The organism is Pseudogracilibacillus sp. SO30301A (assembly GCF_037072025.1).
Classification (GTDB): Bacteria; Bacillota; Bacilli; order Bacillales; family Amphibacillaceae; genus Pseudogracilibacillus.
Genome location: NZ_JAXHDD010000001.1, coordinates 161664 through 181356, shown reverse-complemented (window position 1 = coordinate 181356; position 19693 = coordinate 161664). Strand labels below are relative to the sequence as shown.

Here is a 19693-nt window from a genome sequence, read left to right as displayed (position 1 = left end):
TATGTTTGTAGTAGGGAAAATAATTAATATACATGGAATTAAAGGGGAAGTCAAAGTACAGCAAATAACAGATTTCCCTGAAAGATTTCAAGTTGGAAATACTGTCTATATTACTGAACAAGCGAGTTTAATACCTTTAAAAATTGACGGCTTCCGAACCCATAAAAATAATCTTCTACTTCATTTTGAAGGATATAATTCGATCGAAGATATAGAGCATTTAAAAGGAAAGGAATTAAAAATTAAAGAAGATCAGCAGGGGAAATTGGGAGAAAATGAATTTTATTATCATGAAATTATTGGATGTAAAGTCATAACAACGGAAAACGAGGAACTAGGAATAATTGAATCTATTCTTTCTCCTGGTGCGAATGATGTGTGGGTCGTTAGAGGAAAAAAAAATCAAGAAATTTTAATACCGTATATTGAACCTGTAGTTAAACATGTTAATGTGGCAGAAAAATTGGTTACGGTAGAATTAATGGAAGGATTAATCGAATGATGCAAATAGATATATTAACTTTGTTTCCAGAAATAATAGACGGAGCGTTAAATAGTTCGATCTTAAAAAGAGCACATGAAAAAGAACAATTCGATTATAATTTAATAAACTTTCGAGACTTCGCCAAGAATAAACATAAAAAAGTAGATGACTATCCATATGGTGGAGGAGCAGGTATGGTTTTAACCGCTCAGCCAATATTTGATGCTATTGAATATGTCAAAAATGAAACAAACTCAACCCCTCGAGTTATTTTAATGTGTCCACAAGGTGAGCGCTATACACAGAAAAAAGCAGAAGAACTTGCCAAAGAAGAGCATCTTATTATCATTTGTGGACATTATGAAGGATATGATGAGAGAATCCGAGAAGCATTAGTTACTGATGAAATTTCAATAGGAGATTATGTTTTAACGAGTGGTGAAATCGGTGCGCTTGTTGTTGTTGACAGTGTTGTAAGGCTATTACCTAATGTACTTGGCAATGTAGATTCTGCAAAAGAAGATTCTTTTTCTACCGGTTTATTAGAACATCCGCATTATACAAGACCTGCTGAATACAATGGAATGAAAGTACCTGAAGTACTGCTACAGGGCAATCATGCTGAAATTGAATTGTGGAGAATGAAACAGTCACTGAAGCGTACCTACGAAAGAAGACCAGACCTACTAAAAGAAGCTCAATTAAATGATAAACAGCGTCAAATTTTACAAGAATTAAAAAACAAATAAGAAAATCTTAATTTACCTCCATAAAAAACTTGTTTTAATGGAGGTTTTATGTCATGATACGTGACAAGACACATGTATATTATATGTGGCTAGTATTTAAGTGTGATGGCTAAAAGCATGCCTTCTGACAAAGGGCGGCTATTATTTTTAAACTTTTTGTGAATCATTTCACATAAGAAAGGGGTAAACAATGAATCAACTTAAATTACGCAGGCTAATAGAAGGATTTTTACTTGAGGATATAGGTAATGGCGATTTGACAAGTGAAGCAATTTTTCATCCAAATCAAATTGCAACAGGTTTGTTTACAGCCAAAGAAAGTGGAATTATAGCTGGACTTCCAATTATAAAAGAAGCCTATACGTTACTAGATCCTCATATGGAAGTAGAGCTGCTTATATCTGAAGGAGAAGAAGTAGCTAGTTATGAGCCGCTTGCCCAGGTTAGAGGACCGGCTGTCCATTTATTATCCGGTGAAAGGGTAATCTTGAACTTAATACAACGGATGAGTGGAATTGCTACATTAACGAACTTATGTGTTAGGACATTAAACGATCCGAATATCCAATTATGTGATACGCGAAAAACAACTCCTGGTCTTGGGATGCTTGAAAAATACGCTGTAAGGATTGGAGGAGGTAAGAACCATCGAAGTGGACTGTATGATGGTGTGTTGATTAAAGATAATCATATTTCTTTATGTGGTTCTATAACGGATGCTGTATCTAGCATTCGTAACCAAATTGGACATACGCGTAAAATTGAAGTAGAAGTGGAGACAAAAGAGCAGGTGTTAGAAGCAGTATCTGTCGGAGCGGATATTATAATGTTGGACAATTGTGAACCGAATAAAGTAATAGAGTTCATGGAACTTATTCCACAGTCGATTATCACCGAAGCATCAGGAGGAATTTCATTACGCAACTTACATGAGTATGCAAATACAGGATTCGATTATATTTCTCTAGGATTTTTAACGCATTCTGTTCGATCTTTAGATATAAGTTTAACCGTACAAACGATTAATTAAAAAACGGTTGACACTAATTCAAGTTGAACAATAGGAGGATACATCGTGAAAAAAGTGTATTACTAGTAACTATCTTTTTATGTATATTCGTTTCTGGATGTGGAGATGAAAACAATGGAGAAGAGAAGAATATTGAAGGGAATCTAACTATTTTTGGAGGTAGTGTCGGAGGAGTTTGGTCTGTGTTTACTGAGGGGGTGTCAGAAGCTGTTCGTAAAGAGTATCCTAGTACATTAATTAGCTCTGTTCCAGGAACTGTTTTTGGTAATCCTGTATCAGTTTCACAAGGTAAAACGAGATTTGCGATATCCGAATCCCTTACTGCTTTTTATGCATATAAAGGATTAGATCCGTATGATGAAGAATATGGAAATGTTCGTGCAGTAGCAAGTCTTATTCCAGATAATACATTTCAACTAGTTGCACCACAGTCAGCACCATTTAATTCCGTTGAAGAGATTGCAGAAAACAAATATCCACTTCGTTATTCGCCGGGTGAAAAAGGGGCTTTAGGAGATCTAGTTTCGGCAGCTGTGTTCGAAGCTTATGGTATAACGTATGAGGATATTAAGGTTAATGGAGGAGAAGTGAACTTTTTATCAGGAGGAAAGACATTTGAACTAATGGCCGATTCTAAAATCGATAGCTTAGGGAAAATGGTACCGATTCCTGCTGGCGATATTATGGAAGCTTCTACTACTATCGACTTGAAATTAATCCCAATTGGTGAAAAAGCGATCGATCATTTGGTGGAGAAATTTGATATGGAACCTTTTACAATTGACGCCGGAAGTTATGAATTCCAAGAGAAAGATTATCTTACCGTTAAAACTCCTACGATCCTAATTACTAATGAAGAAATGAATGAGGAAACTGTCTATCTAGTTACGAAAGCAATATACAACCAATTGGATTATTTAAGAAATGTTCATAAAGGGTTTCATTCTGTGAATGATGTAACGATTGCCGAGGTAGGTGCCGTTCCTCTTCACCTAGGGCTGAAAGATTTTATAAAGAAAATGGATTGATCGATTGAGCCTAGTTTAGCTGCCATTGAGTATAAATGCGTGTTCAAAAAGGAGGATAAAAAGGATCAAGAAGTTCGCAGTGTCATTTTTACCGGACTATTTGACCATCCTCTATAATTGATAATGTAATAGGTGGAGATTCATAATGATTCGAACAAAACGATATACAGCAATTTTCAGGGTTGGTAGTGTTCGAAATTTACGAGGCTTGAAGCGGTATGTATTTATGTGGATCGGCTTCTTGATGGCTTTATATCAACTGTGGATTATTTTGTATCCTAGTTTAGATCCTATCACCGAAATGCAATTCATCTAGCTTTTATTCTAATATTGACATTTTTTATATACCGTTTTTCAAATTCCGAAGAGAGTACCATCGGAGTTTTACTCGATTTACTTTTTATGCTACTTTCGGCCTGTTGTGGTATTTATTATACAGTGCATTCTGATAGAATAGCAACAAGGACTGTGGGTATTGATCAATTAACAAACTGGGATTTATTATTTGGCATTCTTTTTATTTTATTATGTATTGAAGCGGCAAGAAGAACAATTGGCTTTGGTATCATTACAATCGCATTAATATTTATTATTTATGCACTTTTTGGACATCATTTGACAGGGATCTGGCACCACCATGAAATGACGAAAATAGAAGTACTAGATCAATTAGCATTTAGTTTTAACGGTCTTTGGGGATCACCAATTGCTGTAGCAGCTTCTTTTGTATTTGTCTTCGTATTATTTGGTTCTTTCTTACATTACTCTGGAGCCAGTCAATTTTTCTTTGATTTATCCATAGCTATTGCTGGTAGAACAAAAGGGGGAGCTGCTAAAATTGCAATACTAGCTAGTGCTTTTTTTGGAATGATCTCGGGCAGTCCAACGGCAAACGTAGTTACTACAGGGGCTTTTACAATTCCAATGGCGAAAAAAACTGGCTATTCCTCACGATTTGCAGCGGCTGTTGAGGCCTGTGCTTCTACAGGGGGAAGTTTACTGCCACCAATAATGGGATCGTCGGCTTTTTTAATGGCAGCAGTTACTGGGATCTCATATAATTCAATTGCAATTGCAGCGGTTTTACCAGGTATACTTTTTTATTTTTCATTATTTCTCATGGTTCATATGGAAGCAATCCGAACCAATTTACCTGTGGTAGCTACTAAAAACATTCCAGATATAAAGAAAGTACTTAAATTAGGTTGGTATCATTTTATTCCATTAATTGTCTTAGTTACATTGCTATTAAAAGGAACTAGTCCTTCAAGAACAGGAATTTATGCAATTATTGTGATTATTATCATTAGTATGTTTACAAAAAAAGACAAGTTCAGTATTCAAAAGATAATTGCTGCAGCTTCTCACGGTGCTAAATCAGCTATTCCAATTTCGACTGCATGTGCTTCTGCAGGATTAGTAATCGCTGGTATTATGACAACAGGATTGGCAGGGAAATTGAATAGTATCATCTTAAATATTACAGCAGGTTATCTGCTACCAACGTTACTGGTAGTGATGATTATGTGTATCATTTTAGGAATGGGGATGCCGGTTGCTGCGGCTTATATTTTAACAGCTATGCTAGCAGCACCAACCTTGATAAACCTAGGAATAAGTGAAATGTCGGCTCATTTATTCATCGTTTATTTCTCAATCATCTCTGCGATCACTCCACCAGTAGCAGTTGCTGCATTTGCAGCGGCTGGTATTGCGAGGGAAAATCCAACGAGAGTAGGTTTTGAGGCAATTCGAATAGGTGCTGCATCTTTAATTATACCATTTGGATTTATATTCCATCCTCCCTTACTAATGGATGGAACAGTGACAGAAATCGTGTATGCTGTATTCATTACTATGATTAGTCTTTTTGCTTTAAATTCCGGGATAATAGGTTATATGAATGGTATGTTGAAAGTGTCTGACCGTATCTTGTTAATTGTTTCCAGTGGTTTGATCATATCTGCGAATATATTTATAAATATATTCGGTATTTTTTTATTACTATTTGTTTTTTTCTTTCAAAAAAAAGCATCTCTCTTACTAGATGGGTTAAATCAAGAAAGAAAATCACTATAAACTTTAGATTACAGTTCATGTAATTTAATCGTTTAAGCTTTTTATAGTTGTGATCTTTTTTACCTTATGTTATATTATATGATGTGCTTAAAACGTTTAAGCTTTTAAAACGATGTTCCGCTATCTAAACGATAATTGTAGGTAAGAGCATTAGTTTGGAAGGAGTGAAAGTAAATGCAAGAATTAATTGCAGATATTACGAAAGATCAATTACGCACTGACCATCCTGATTTTCGACCTGGTGATACGGTAAGAGTTCACGCTAAAGTTGTTGAGGGATCGAGAGAAAGAATTCAGATATTCGAAGGGATTGTCATTAAAAGACAAAATGGTGGAATTCATGAAACATTTACTGTCAGAAAAATTTCTTACGGTGTAGGTGTTGAACGTACTTTCCCATTACACTCACCACGTGTCGATAAAATTGAAGTAACACGCCGCGGTAGTGTACGTCGCGCTAAATTGTACTATATCCGTAACTTACGTGGTAAAGCAGCGCGTATTAAAGAACGATTATAAGTTTATTAAAGAGATAAAAAGGAGCTTTGCGCTATGCAGGCTCCTTTTTTTAACACAATTTTAAAGTTGCCAAAAATGTCCTGACGTTTTGGTATAATTATTTATTGGCAAAAGTGAAGCAGCTACATTACAATAATATTAGTGGAATGGAGAGGGATAGAAACGTGGCTTATAAAGGAACAAATAATTGGTATGATTGGACTAAAGCTTTTATCATTGCCCTTTTACTTGCTTTAATTGTAAGAAAGTTCTTTTTTTCCCCAATTATTGTCGATGGACCCTCCATGCAACCAACATTATATGATCGTGATCAAATGATAGTAAATAAATTTATCTATAATTTCAAGAAACCAGAACGTTTCGATATCGTTATCTTTCATGCTTCAGATAAAAAAGATTTTATTAAGCGGGTAATTGGTTTACCAGGAGAACATGTGGCAGTAAAAGACAATAAATTATACATTAACGGAGAAGAAGTTGACCAGCCTTTTTTACGCCATAATGAAACTACCCCGATAGTTTATCCGATTATGACAAATGATTTTTCACTTGAAATGCTACCTGGTGGTCATGAGGTTATTCCAGAAGGTTATGTGTTGGTTTTAGGAGATAATCGGAGTAACTCCACCGATAGTCGATCCATTGGATTGATCAGTATGGATCAGATTGTAGGAAAAACAAATCTTGTATACTGGCCATTTGAACGTATGCATTTTGTTAAAGAATAGGAGTGGCAATAAATTGATACAATGGTTCCCCGGCCATATGGCTAAAGCAAGAAGAGAAATTGAAGAAAATTTAAAATTAGTTGATGTAGTAATTGAATTAGTTGATGCAAGAGCACCATATGCTTCGATGAACCCTATGCTACAAGAATTAATTCAGAATAAGACGAAAATCGTTTTATTAATGAAAAATGATTTAGCCGATCCTATAAAAACGAAAGAATGGGTAGCTTATTTTGAAAAAAAAGCAATTGTTAGCTTACCGGTAAATGTGAATAGTAAGCAAGATATAATAAAAGTGATTGAGCTGGTTAACCAAAAAGGATTAGAACAGCAGAAAAAACGCATTGAAAAAGGAATTCAAAAAAGATCTGTGCGTGCTTTAATCGCCGGTGTTCCTAACGTTGGAAAATCAACATTAATTAATCGCTTAGCAAATAAAAGAATTGCAAAAATTGGTGATAGACCGGGAGTAACTAAACAACAACAATGGATAAAAGTAAGAAACCAATTTGAATTACTAGATACCCCCGGAATTTTATGGCCTAAATTTGAAGAGGAATCAATTGGAATGAAATTAGCAGCTATTGGAACAATTAAATATGAACTAGTACCTACACAAGATGTCGCTGCTTATGTAATCAATTACTTAAGTGTTAATTACAGAGAAAACTTGTTTCAACGTTACCACCTAAAGGAACATACAGATATGTGGGATACTTTTGTACATATTGGTAAACAGCGTGGAGCTTTGGAGAGCGGAGGACACGTCAATTTTGATAAGGTCGCTGAAATTGTATTACAAGATTTCAGAACAGGGAGATTAGGAAAGATTACGTTAGAATCCTCAGCTGATGGTGTGTAAGACAAATGTCTCCACACCATTTTTATTTAACCGATTTAGATCTTAGGAGGTAGCTATGAAGACAAAACCAATACATAAAATAAAAGAAATTTTTCAATCAGAGCATATTGATGATAAAATAATTGAACAATTAAGAAGCGATTCTCGTAAAGGAGTACAACGGCTGCTCGCAATACATGATAAACAAAAAATGAAGGAAGAAAAACTCAAAAAAGAACTTTTGTTAAAAAAACAGTTTGAAGACCAGTTTCGGTTAAGTGAAAATGATTTATTAGCTGGAGTTGATGAGGCGGGGCGTGGACCATTAGCGGGTCCAGTAGTAGCAGCAGCTGTCATCTTACCTCGTAATTTTGAATACTTAGGAATAGATGATTCTAAACAAATATCGGAAGTTGAAAGAAACATATTGTTTAAACAAATTACTGAAAATGCGATAAGTTACTCGATATCAATCGTCCAAGCCCAAGAAATTGATCAACTTAACATTTTTGAAGCGACGAAACAAGCAATGACTAGAGCTTTAGAAAGTCTTGATTTCATTCCGCAAATAGCTTTGATTGATGCAGTGAAATTAGCGGGATTAAACTTTCCAACTCAATCAATTATTAAAGGAGATGAGAAAAGTTTAGCAATAGCTTCTGCAAGTATATTAGCTAAAGTAACTAGGGATAAAATAATGGAAGAACTACATAAAAAATATCCAGAGTATAATTTTAATAAAAATAAGGGGTATGGTACAAAACAACATATAACTGCACTTAAAAAATATGGTCCGACCGTGGAACATCGCAAAAGCTTTTCCCCAGTACAAATGACGTTCAGAAAGGAGTTGTCTTGATGGGGATTTTGGGGATAGGTAGAAAAAACTTAATACACCTCAAAACAGAGTATTTGTTTTACGGGATGGACAAATCGTCCAAGGAAAAATTGTGAAGTTCTTTCCAAATAATCAGGCTGAGATACAAATAGGTACAAATAAACTAATTGCTGAGATAACTACTCCATTAAAAATTGGTGAAAGTTATTTTTTAAGTGAAAATTGCGTTAAGTATAGCTGTATTTAAGTCAAGGGAAGCTCCACCAAAATCTTCGATTTAGGTGGAGAGGTTCACGGAGAAAAACTCCAGAGGAAATCTTGATCTCGAGTTTTATCACGTGCTGTTTATCCTTCATTTACGGAATTTAGAGGAAATGATAATCGATATAAATATACAAAGAAGAGTAATTTCAGTAACGATTTATAATGATTCTTCATTTAGTAGCCAAGATAATAATATGAACTAGCTAAAGCAAGTTTTAACTGAAAATGTACATAAATGGATTATCATTTATCTTCCCTAACTTGTTAATCACTTTATCTGGAAAAGAAGCATGACCATTTATAATTTCTGGAGAAGGAGAGTAAGTTATATAAAAAAGAATTTGATTTTCGGATATGAAGGAAAAAGATAAAAAGGCTACCACTTTATCATATGAGCAAAATATAGATACCTCTCCTAAGGTGACGGCGCAAGGAGAGGGCTTAATAGCAGATCATATTATTGAAAAAGCTAAAGAAAATAATGTACCAATACTTGAAGATGCTTCATTAGTTGAACTACTATCTGATTTTAACATTTACGAAGCTATACCGACAGAATTGTATGAAGCTGTGGCAGAAGTATTTGCCTTTGTATATAATTTGGATCAAGAAGTTGAAAACAATAAGAAAAATGAATCGAGTAAGATAATTATAGCTTATTCTTTGTTTAATTTTATCTTTTTTATTACAATAAGAATGCAGTCAATTTTTAAAAACGGAGGCATTTAGATGAACATACATGAGTATCAAGGTAAAGACATATTAAGACAGTATGGAGTAAACGTACCAAATGGACATGTTGCATATTCCATTGATGAAGCTGTTGAATATGCGAAACGAATTGGTAGTGATGTCACAGTTGTTAAAGCACAAATTCATGCTGGAGGCCGTGGTAAGGCTGGTGGAGTAAAAGTAGCACATAACTTACATGAAGTAAGAGCATATGCAAAAGAAATTTTAGGAAAAGTGCTCGTTACCCCTCAAACAGGACCAGAAGGAAAAGAAGTAAAGCGTCTATTAATTGAAGAGGGATGTAATATTGATAAAGAATATTATCTTGGTCTCGTGCTCGATCGTAATATTTCCAAGATTGTCCTTATGGGTTCTGAAGAGGGTGGAATGGAGATTGAAGAAGTAGCTGCAAAAACACCCGAGAAAATCTTTAAAGAAGTAATTGATCCAGCAATTGGATTAACTGGATTTCAGGCAAGAAGACTTGCTTTTAATTTAAATTTTCCAAACAAAGTTATTAATAAAGTTGCTAATTTAATGGTAAATCTATATAAAGCTTTTATTGAAAAAGACTGTATGATAGCTGAAATTAACCCTCTTGTGACTACAAAAGAAGGGGACGTATTAGCTCTTGATGCGAAGATGAATTTTGATAGTAACGCATTGTATCGTCAAAAAGATGTTTTAGAATTACGTGATTTAGACGAAGAAGATCGTAACGAAATTGAAGCATCAAAGTATGATTTAAGTTATATCCAGCTTGATGGAGACATTGGCTGTATGGTTAATGGAGCTGGTCTCGCTATGGCTACCATGGACATTATTAAGTATGAAGGTGGAAGCCCAGCAAACTTTTTAGATGTCGGCGGAGATGCTACTCCTGAAAAAGTTGCAGAAGCTTTTAAGATTATTTTATCAGATCCAAAAGTTAAGGGTATCCTTGTTAATGTGTTTGGCGGAATTATGAAATGTGACTATATTGCTCAAGGAATTATTTCAGCGACAAAACAATTTGATTTAAAAATTCCGCTCGTCGTTCGATTAGAAGGAACGAATGTCGAAAAAGGGAAGCAATTATTAAATGATTCAGGTTTAAATATTACCGCAGCTGATTCGATGGGTGATGGGGCAGAAAAGATCGTTAATATGGTAAAAGCAACTGTAAAATAATATCAAGTGTTCCGCGACTAAAAGCACCACATCCTGCACCTAGACTTACTCGGTGGACAAACATTGTGATTCCGTCTGGAATTGCACGTCATGTGGTCAAAAGATGTGTTAGTTACTGGACACTGGAGTTAGATAATAGGTAAAAGAGACAGAAAGGACGTTTCCAAAAATGAGTATATATGTCGATAAAGATACGAAAGTAATTGTGCAAGGAATTACAGGTTCTGCAGGGATGGATCACACAGAACAAATGTTGAAATATGGTACAAAAATTGTAGGTGGAGTGACCCCTGCAAAAGGTGGGACTACCGTATTAGGTGTACCTGTTTTTAATACGGTGGAAGATGCTGTTAAAACTACAGGTGCGACCGTATCCATTATTTATGTCCCAGCTCCATTTGCAGCCGATGCAATCATGGAAGCAACTGATGCGGGTATTGATCTTACAATCTGTATTACTGAACATATTCCAATTACCGATATGATTAAAGTGAAAGATTTTATGAAAGATAAAAACACAAGATTAATTGGGCCAAATTGTCCGGGTGTTATTACTGCCGAAGAATGTAAAATTGGAATTATGCCTGGATATATTCATAAAAAAGGTCATATTGGAGTTGTATCTCGTTCAGGAACATTAACATACGAAGCGGTACATCAGCTATCTGAAGCAGGATATGGTCAAACTACAGCGGTAGGAATTGGGGGAGACCCAGTCAATGGGACATCGTTTATTGATGTTTTAGAAGAGTTTAATAACGACCCAGAAACATATGCTGTTATGATGATTGGTGAAATCGGCGGAACTGCTGAAGAACAGGCAGCTAAATGGATCAAGGAAAATATGAAAAAGCCAGTAGCCGGATTTATCGGTGGAGCTACAGCACCTCCAGGAAAAAGAATGGGACATGCAGGAGCGATTATTTCCGGTGGAGAAGGAACAGCGAAAGAAAAGAAACGTGTTATGGCTGAATGTGGTATTAAAGTAGCTGAATCTCCTGCAAAAATGGGTGAGACTATGATCAGTTTATTAAAAGAGACAGGCCTAGCAGAAAAATGTAAAACACATTAGAAAGCGAGGGTCACCTTACAGGTAAAGAGGGCGACAACCTGTAAATTGTAGCGATCTAAAAAAGAATACCTTAACAATATAAGAATATTTTGTTAAACTATACATCATGGAGAACCTAACTTATAGGTTCTCCTATTACTATAAAAAAGGAAGTGAATAATTGAATTCTGTTCGCAGAAGATTAATATTATTACATCGTATTCCATCTGTTACCCGTCGAATGATATATAAATTAGAACAATTTGACGACACATTATTAAGCCTCTTTTCCTTCACTCCTTCAGAAATAAGTCAATTCTTTTCAATATCCATAAAGGAAGCAACCCTAATTTATCAACAGATTCGAAATGTAGAGATAAAATCAATGCTTAATGAAGATGAAAAGTTATGTCATATAGTTACGAAATATGATAAAGAATACCCTCCGTTATTGAAAAATATTTATGATGCACCTTTAGTTTTATACGCATTAGGAGATTTATCATTAGGTCACCATTTACCATCCATTAGTGTTATAGGAACGAGAAAACCTACAGTAGATGCTCCTAGAAAGTTACGACATATCATTGGACCATTACTAGATAAAGATTGGTTAATTGTAAGTGGACTTGCTTACGGAATTGATAGTTTAGCACATCAACTTACTCTTCAGTATAAACGGAAAACGATATCCATATTAGGAAGTGGTTTTTATCATATTTATCCGAAACAAAATATATCATTGTTTAAACAAATTGTAAAAATAGGATTAGTTTTGACAGAATATCCACCAAATATTTCACCTAAGCGACATCATTTCCCAGAAAGAAACCGGATCATAAGCGGTATAACGAAAGCGACATTAGTTATTGAAGCAACTGAAAAAAGTGGAACACTCATTACTGTCGATCAAGCGCTTGAACAAGGAAAAGATGTATATGCAGTTCCAGGCGCTCCTTTTATTCCCGAAACTGTCGGGTGTCATAAAATGATCCAAGATGGAGCCAAATTAATAAGATGTGCAGAGGACATTTTAGAAGAATGGAAATATTTATGAGAAGGATTTATTTGATGTTTAATTGCATAAAATCATGTATGATTGTCAATGTTGTGTTACAAATATACGCAGAATATATTCGCTATATTTGACAAAACCATTCTATCTCCTTACTATTAGTGGAGATTTCAATTTATTAACAAACATGTTTTAATACAATAGTAAATGGCACTTTTCTTACGTATGCTTTTTGATACTTTCACAGTTGAAGGATACTGTGCAGTAGTGAAAATTTGTAAATTAGTAACAGCTTCGTTGATTTCGCCTCCGGACAGTTCGCGCATCCTTAGGCACGGCTTCAGCCCTCCTCGGAAGAAAACCGCTTCCTGCGGGGTCTTTAGACACGTGCTTTTCCCGCAGGAGTCGACTGCCCTCCGGCTCCAATCAACCATTATAATAGTAGTATCAAACGGAGCGGAGTTGTTACTATGCACATCACAGCGAAGGAAATACACGGAGACTCCTACGGGAGGAAAGGCCTCGGTGAGACTACGCAGGAGCGAAGCGACGAGGAGGCTCATCAGCCGCCCGTGGAAAGCGGAGTGTATTTCCGTAGCGGTATTTACATCGCAACTTTGTATGATATTTACAAAGAAAATTACTCAAGTTATTGGACAGTTTTTGGATTATATATATGGTAACATTTTAAAAAATAGCAAAATATAAATAATAAAATACAGTTAAACCTCAAGTTTATGGAAGGAACGAATTAATATGTCAAATTATCTTGTCATTGTAGAATCACCCGCAAAAGCTAAAACAATTGAACGTTATCTTGGAAAAAAGTATAAAGTAAAAGCATCAATGGGACATGTAATTGATTTACCTAAAAGTCAAATGGGTGTTGATGTGGAAGCAGAATACAAACCTAAATACATCACGATTCGGGGAAAAGGAGATATTCTAAAAGAACTCCGTAAAGAAGCTAAAAAAGCAACAAAAGTGTATTTAGCAGCTGACCCGGATCGAGAAGGAGAAGCGATCGCATGGCATCTTGCCCACGCATTAAAAATAGATGAGGACTCTAAGTGTCGTGTTGTATTTAATGAAATTACAAAAGATGCAATTAAAGAATCTTTTAAACATCCTAGAAAAATTGATTATAATCTTGTAGATGCACAGCAAGCAAGACGAGTTTTAGACCGTCTAGTTGGTTATAATATTAGTCCGTTATTATGGAAGAAAGTGAAAAGGGGACTAAGTGCTGGAAGAGTTCAATCAGTTGCTGTTAAATTAATTATCGATCGTGAAAATGAAATAAAGAATTTTGTACCAGAAGAATATTGGTCTATAGAGGGTACATTTCTTAAGGAGAAAGATAATTTTATCGGGAAATTTTACGGAATTGAAGGCAAAAAACTAGAATTAAAAAATGAGCAAGAAGTAAAAGATATTTTAAATAGGTTGACAGAAAAACAATTTAAAATTGATAAAGTGAATAAACGTGAGCGAAGACGGAACCCTGCCAGACCGTTTATTACGTCCACTCTACAACAAGAAGCTGCAAGAAAATTAAATTTTAGAGCAAGAAAAACAATGATGATTGCCCAACAATTATACGAAGGGATTGACTTAGGAAGAAAATCGGGTGGAATTACAGGGCTGATTACGTATATGCGTACAGATTCTACTCGTATTTCTGCATCGGCTAGAAGCGAAACGATTGCTTATATAGAAGAAAAATTCGGTAAAAATTACATTGGAGCTTCTCCAAAAGGAAAACAGCAAGAAGGAGCACAAGATGCTCATGAAGCAATCAGACCAACATCTGTGTTAAGAGAACCAAGCTCACTAAAAGGAATCTTATCAAATGATCAACTTAAATTATATAAATTAATTTATGATCGTTTTTTAGCAAGCCAAATGGCTCCAGCGGTTATGGATACAATGACAGTTCATTTGCTAAATAACGGTGTAGAATTCCGTGCAACTGGATCAAAAATTAAATTTAAAGGGTTTATGACTGTTTATATAGAAGGAACGGACCATGGAAAAAAAGATGAAGAAAAATATTTACCTGACCTAGAAGAAGGTGAATTGATTAACTTTAAAGACTTACAACCAAATCAACATTTTACGCAACCACCACCACGTTACACAGAAGCCACATTGGTTGGAACTTTAGAAAAGCAAGGCATTGGTCGGCCATCAACCTATGCTCCTACCCTTGACACGATCCAAAGAAGAGGGTATGTGCGCTTGGATAACCGAAGGTTCGTTCCAACTGAAATTGGAGAAATTGTAACTGAAATATTAGAGGAATATTTCCCTGAAATAACGAATGTTGATTTCACCGTTCAAATGGAAGATAATTTAGATCTAATTGAAGAGGGAAAGGTCGGATGGATTAACATCATTGATGACTTTTATAAAGATTTTGAGTTACGTCTTGAGAAAGCAGAAGACGAGATGAAAGAAATTGAAATAAAAGATGAACCAGCAGGTATAGATTGTGAAAAATGTGGGTCTCCAATGGTCTATAAAATGGGACGATACGGAAAGTTTATGGCATGTTCTAATTTCCCTGACTGCAGAAATACAAAACCAATTTTAAAAAAGATTGGAGTTACTTGTCCTTTATGTAAAAAAGGCGAGATTGTTGAGCGTAAATCAAAAAAGAATCGAGTCTTTTACGGCTGTGATTCGTATCCTGAGTGTGAGTTCGTTTCTTGGGATAAACCGATTAATCGAAGCTGTCCAAAATGTAATGAGTTTTTAGTTGAGAAAAGAACAAAAAAACAAGTGCAAATAAAATGTAGCAACTGTGATTATAAAGAGGAAGCACAATCATAATCAAATCATGCGTTTCAATTGACTATTACAAATTAAAAGAGTAGAATTTTTGTTTGGGATATTGTATTACAGAACGATACAATGTTCCAAACATTATTTTTTTAAGGGTAATTCTGAATTTTGTTACAATTTAGTTAAGTTTATTGATAGTGATTTTCAAATATGATATGATGGATTAGGTCTTAAATAAGAACTAGTGGAGCGGACGATGACTATCTTAAACGACTCTCTAAAAAATTTTATTCAATACTTAGAAGTTGAAAAAAATGTATCGGATTATACAATTACATTTTATACCCAAGATATTCTATTATTTGCTCATTTTTTAGAAAATGAAGCGATTCGTGATTTGTCTGAAGTAGATCAACAAACAGTAAGGGTTTTTTTAACAAAACTATATGACAGGAAACTTAGCCGGAAATCGGTGTCTAGAACACTATCCTGTTTACGATCGTTTTTTTCATTTTTAGAGATCGAGCAAATCATTGAACAGAATCCGTTTATTCACATTCCATTACCAAAACAAGATAAACATATTCCGAGCTTTTTTTACCAAGAGGAATTATCTGAATTGTTTGAGGTAAGTGATCTAGCAACTCCATTGGGTCAAAGGGATCAAGCAGTTCTTGAATTAATTTACGCAACTGGTATTAGGGTCAGTGAATGTGAAGGACTTACATTACAAAATATTGACTTTTCTGTCGGAATAATAAACGTAATCGGTAAGGGCAGAAAGGAAAGAATCCTTCCATTTGGACAATATGCACAGGATGCTTTGCAAACATATATTAAGGATGGGAGACTTAAATTATTAAGTAAATCAAGTACAAAAACAGATTTTGTTTTTTTAAATGTTCGTGGAAATCCGATTACATCAAGAGGGATCTATTATATTTTAAACCAAATGATTAAAAAGACTTCACTTACCGTTCATATGCATCCACATAAACTGCGTCACACTTTTGCTACTCATTTACTTAATGAAGGAGCAGATTTGCGCTCAGTTCAAGAGTTGTTAGGTCATGAAAATTTGTCTTCTACACAAATCTATACTCATGTGACGAAAGACAGATTGCGAAATGTATATATGAACAGTCATCCACGAGCGAATAGGAAGTAGACACTTTACTAAGCGGATAGCAAAAATAACATGTTCTTAATTAAATAAGGCTTTCTCCATAAAGCCATGGCGAATCCCTAATTATCTAAGGAGCGGTGGACAATGTCAAATGAATTACATGCTACGACGATATTTGCGATTCAACATAACGGTAAAAGTGCAATGTGCGGTGACGGTCAAGTTACCTTAGGGAATGCTGTTGTGATGAAACACAAAGCAGAAAAGGTGCGTACTTTATTTAAAGGGCAAGTAATTGCAGGGTTTGCTGGATCAGTTGCAGATGCTTTTACTTTATTTGAAAAATTTGAAGGTAAACTCGAGCAGTATAATGGGAATTTAATGAGATCCGCTGTTGAATTAGCGAAAGAATGGCGTAGTGATAAAGTGTTGCGGAAGCTTGAGGCAATGCTAATTGTCATGAATAAAGATCATATGTTTTTAGTATCAGGCACGGGGGAAGTGATTGAGCCGGATGATGGTATACTCGCTATTGGATCTGGTGGACACTATGCTTTAAGTGCAGGAAGGGCGTTAGCGAAATATTCTCCTAATTTAACAGCAGAGGAAATCGCTAGAGCGTCGCTGGAAATTGCAAGTGAAATTTGTGTGTATACGAATGGTTATTTAACGACTCAAGTGTTAGAGTAACTTCTTTAAAGGAGGAATAAGGTAATGGAAGTAAATTATACTCCTAGGGAAATCGCAGAGAAACTAGATCGATATATTGTTGGTCAACAAGAGGCAAAACGTTCTGTTGCGGTAGCACTTAGAAATAGATTTCGTCGAATGCAATTAGATGACTCGATAAAAGATGAAGTAGTCCCTAAAAATATTTTAATGATTGGTCCCACAGGTGTCGGGAAAACAGAAGTGGCTAGACGGTTAGCAAAACTTGTTAAAGCGCCATTTGTTAAAGTAGAAGCAACAAAATTTACAGAAGTTGGTTATGTAGGTCGTGATGTTGAATCCATGATTCGAGATTTGGCCGAAGCGGCCATGCGGATTGTGAAAGAAGAAAAAATGGAAGCAGTAAAAGAAAAGGCAATGGAAGAAGCGAATAAAAAGTTAGTAAAATTACTCGTTCCAGATGCAAAGAAACAAAAAACGATGAAAAATCCATTTGAAATGTTGTTTCCAAATATGGATGATCAAGAGACAAATAATCAAACGGATAGTAACCAACAAAATGAGATTTTTGAAAAAAGACAAAAAATTACCAAGATGTTGGCCCTAGGTGAACTCGAGGACAAAATAGTGCAAGTAGAAATTGAAGAACAAGCACCTTCTATGTTTGACATGCTACAAGGTTCGGGTATGGAACAAATGGGTATGAATATGCAAGATGCTTTTGGTCAGTTATTACCAAGTAAAGTGAAAAAGAGAAAACTTCCAGTGAAGGAAGCTAGGAAAGTCTTAACTCAACAAGAAGCACAAAAAATGATTGATATGGAAGAAGCACAGCAGGAAGCTATCAATCGTGCGGAACAAGCAGGAATCGTCTTTATAGATGAAATAGATAAAGTAGTTGGGAAAGATCAACAAGGCCCTGGAGTATCTAGAGAAGGGGTGCAACGGGATATTTTGCCAATTGTTGAGGGATCAACAGTAATTACAAAATACGGTTCTGTAAAAACCGACCATATATTATTTTTTGCAGCAGGTGCCTTTCATATGGCGAAACCATCGGATTTAATTCCTGAATTACAAGGGCGTTTTCCGGTACGAGTAGAATTTAATAAACTAACCGTAGAAGACTTTAAACGAATTTTAACTGAACCTTCTAATGCACTTTTAACACAATATAAGGCTTTAATTGCAACTGAAGGTATAAATGTAGAGTTTACGGACGAAGCTGTGAATAGATTAGCTGAAATTGCTTTTCAAGTGAATCAAGATTCAGATAATATTGGAGCAAGAAGATTACACACCATTTTAGAAAAGTTATTGGAAGATTTATCATTTGAGGCTCCAGATATCAATTTAGAGACTATAAAAATAACAACAGATTATGTAAATGATAAATTAAACAATATTGTAGTAGATAAAAACCTTAGTCAATTTATATTATAAAAATAAACAGACAGAATAGAGCTATAAAACAAAAATTCCATTAAATTGGAAAATGCAGAAAACATTACAAGAGTATAACGGAGGATGGAAGCAATGAATCTTTTAGAGAGAACTAGAAAAATTAATGCATTATTACAGAAAGCAGCAGGAAAACCAGTCAATTTTAACGATGTGGCAAAAACATTATCAGAAGTTATTAATGGAAATGTTTTTGTGCTCAGTAGAAGAGGTAAATTACTAGGAGTTGCAATTAACCAAGATATTGAAAACGAACGAATGAAAAATATGTTAGAAGAAAGACAGTTTCCAGAAGAATATACAAAGGAATTATTAAATCTTCAAGAAACAACTGCAAATATCGATACAAATAGTATTTATACAGTTTTCCCATATGAAAATAGAGAGTTGTTCAAAGATGGATTAACAACAATTGTGCCTATTGTCGGCGGTGGAGAACGTATAGGTACACTGGTAATAGGAAGGCTTGCTGGAAGCTTTAACGATGATGATTTAGTGTTAGCTGAATATGGTGCAACCGTTGTAGGAATGGAAATTCTTCAAGGGAAGGCAGAAGAAATTGAATTGGAAGCAAGAAGTAAAGCAGTTGTTCAAATGGCAATTAGCTCCCTTTCTTTTAGTGAATTAGAAGCGATTGAACATATTTTTGAGGAACTAAATGGAAAAGAAGGTTTACTGGTAGCAAGTAAGATTGCTGATCGTGTAGGAATTACCCGGTCTGTTATAGTTAATGCACTAAGAAAGCTTGAAAGTGCAGGGGTAATCGAATCGAGATCATTGGGAATGAAAGGTACTTATATTAAAGTGTTAAATGAAAAGTTTTTAGCAGAACTTGAAAAAATTAAGAACTAATTAAAAAGTAATTAAAGCAATGCGAAAAAACAGCCACCAGATGAGGCTGTTTTTTCATGCAATGTATTTGGCGGATAGGAAAATTTTCCTACTACCTTAGTTTTCTAAGATATTTTGTACTAGATTATAAAAAGTAGTATTTTCCAATTTAGTACTTTTAACCTTTTCTCTAATAGTGCGTGTTCAAAAGGAAGATAAAAAGGATCAAGAAGTTCGATGCGGCGGAGCAGCGGAATGTATGCATTTAGATACATGAGTAGCGGAGAAACA

At 35.0% G+C, this 19693-nt stretch carries 19 protein-coding genes; all 19 read left to right on the top strand.

Going from position 1 to position 19693, the window contains the following annotated elements; genetic code table 11:
* The first annotated feature begins 1 nt into the window (after position 1).
* Complete coding sequence (gene rimM / locus SPD89_RS00915; RefSeq protein WP_336260067.1) at positions 2-502, top strand: ribosome maturation factor RimM; 501 nt, start codon at positions 2-4, stop codon at positions 500-502.
* A complete protein-coding gene (gene trmD, locus SPD89_RS00910; protein ID WP_336260224.1) occupies positions 502-1233 on the top strand; it encodes a tRNA (guanosine(37)-N1)-methyltransferase TrmD in 732 nt (243 codons plus the stop codon). The genes rimM and trmD overlap by 1 nt, the downstream gene beginning before the upstream one ends.
* A 190-nt stretch (positions 1234-1423) precedes the next feature.
* On the top strand, positions 1424-2263 hold the full coding sequence (gene nadC, locus SPD89_RS00905; protein ID WP_336260066.1) for a carboxylating nicotinate-nucleotide diphosphorylase: 840 nt from the start codon (positions 1424-1426) through the stop codon (positions 2261-2263).
* A 23-nt stretch (positions 2264-2286) separates the two neighbouring features.
* Positions 2287-3291, top strand: coding sequence for a TAXI family TRAP transporter solute-binding subunit (locus tag SPD89_RS00900; protein WP_336260065.1), 1005 nt, complete (start codon positions 2287-2289; stop codon positions 3289-3291).
* Between the two features lie 145 nt (positions 3292-3436).
* Positions 3437-3607: a hypothetical protein gene (locus SPD89_RS00895; RefSeq protein ID WP_336260064.1), complete on the top strand. Its 171-nt coding sequence runs from the start codon at positions 3437-3439 to the stop codon at positions 3605-3607.
* A gap of 14 nt (positions 3608-3621) precedes the next feature.
* Positions 3622-5370 carry a TRAP transporter permease gene (locus SPD89_RS00890; protein ID WP_336260063.1) on the top strand — a complete coding sequence of 583 codons (1749 nt, stop codon included), beginning with the start codon at positions 3622-3624 and terminating at the stop codon, positions 5368-5370.
* 174 nt (positions 5371-5544) lie between these two features.
* Positions 5545-5889, top strand: coding sequence for a 50S ribosomal protein L19 (rplS, locus tag SPD89_RS00885; RefSeq protein ID WP_336260062.1), 345 nt, complete (start codon positions 5545-5547; stop codon positions 5887-5889).
* A gap of 146 nt (positions 5890-6035) precedes the next feature.
* Positions 6036-6617 carry a signal peptidase I gene (gene lepB / locus SPD89_RS00880; protein ID WP_336260223.1) on the top strand — a complete coding sequence of 194 codons (582 nt, stop codon included), beginning with the start codon at positions 6036-6038 and terminating at the stop codon, positions 6615-6617.
* A gap of 13 nt (positions 6618-6630) precedes the next feature.
* Complete coding sequence (gene ylqF / locus SPD89_RS00875) at positions 6631-7479, top strand: ribosome biogenesis GTPase YlqF (protein ID WP_336260061.1); 849 nt, start codon at positions 6631-6633, stop codon at positions 7477-7479.
* Positions 7480-7534: 55 nt separating this feature from the next.
* On the top strand, positions 7535-8317 hold the full coding sequence (locus SPD89_RS00870) for a ribonuclease HII (RefSeq protein ID WP_336260060.1): 783 nt from the start codon (positions 7535-7537) through the stop codon (positions 8315-8317).
* 597 nt (positions 8318-8914) lie between these two features.
* Positions 8915-9289: an EscU/YscU/HrcU family type III secretion system export apparatus switch protein gene (locus SPD89_RS00865; protein WP_336260059.1), complete on the top strand. Its 375-nt coding sequence runs from the start codon at positions 8915-8917 to the stop codon at positions 9287-9289.
* The gene (gene sucC / locus SPD89_RS00860; RefSeq protein ID WP_336260058.1) at positions 9290-10462 is read left to right on the top strand and encodes an ADP-forming succinate--CoA ligase subunit beta; all 1173 of its coding nucleotides are present in this window, start codon (positions 9290-9292) and stop codon (positions 10460-10462) included.
* A 169-nt stretch (positions 10463-10631) separates the two neighbouring features.
* Entirely contained in the window at positions 10632-11534 is a 903-nt protein-coding gene (gene sucD, locus SPD89_RS00855; RefSeq protein ID WP_336260057.1) for a succinate--CoA ligase subunit alpha, read from the top strand.
* A gap of 160 nt (positions 11535-11694) precedes the next feature.
* A complete protein-coding gene (gene dprA / locus SPD89_RS00850) occupies positions 11695-12570 on the top strand; it encodes a DNA-processing protein DprA (protein ID WP_336260055.1) in 876 nt (291 codons plus the stop codon).
* 714 nt (positions 12571-13284) lie between these two features.
* On the top strand, positions 13285-15363 hold the full coding sequence (gene topA, locus SPD89_RS00845; RefSeq protein WP_336260054.1) for a type I DNA topoisomerase: 2079 nt from the start codon (positions 13285-13287) through the stop codon (positions 15361-15363).
* A 208-nt stretch (positions 15364-15571) separates the two neighbouring features.
* On the top strand, positions 15572-16483 hold the full coding sequence (gene xerC, locus SPD89_RS00840; RefSeq protein WP_336260053.1) for a tyrosine recombinase XerC: 912 nt from the start codon (positions 15572-15574) through the stop codon (positions 16481-16483).
* Positions 16484-16585: 102 nt separating this feature from the next.
* Complete coding sequence (gene hslV / locus SPD89_RS00835) at positions 16586-17131, top strand: ATP-dependent protease subunit HslV (protein WP_336260052.1); 546 nt, start codon at positions 16586-16588, stop codon at positions 17129-17131.
* Positions 17132-17155: 24 nt separating this feature from the next.
* The gene (gene hslU, locus SPD89_RS00830) at positions 17156-18553 is read left to right on the top strand and encodes an HslU--HslV peptidase ATPase subunit (RefSeq protein ID WP_336260051.1); all 1398 of its coding nucleotides are present in this window, start codon (positions 17156-17158) and stop codon (positions 18551-18553) included.
* 93 nt (positions 18554-18646) lie between these two features.
* Positions 18647-19423: a GTP-sensing pleiotropic transcriptional regulator CodY gene (gene codY, locus SPD89_RS00825; RefSeq protein WP_336260050.1), complete on the top strand. Its 777-nt coding sequence runs from the start codon at positions 18647-18649 to the stop codon at positions 19421-19423.
* Positions 19424-19693: the final 270 nt, after the last annotated feature.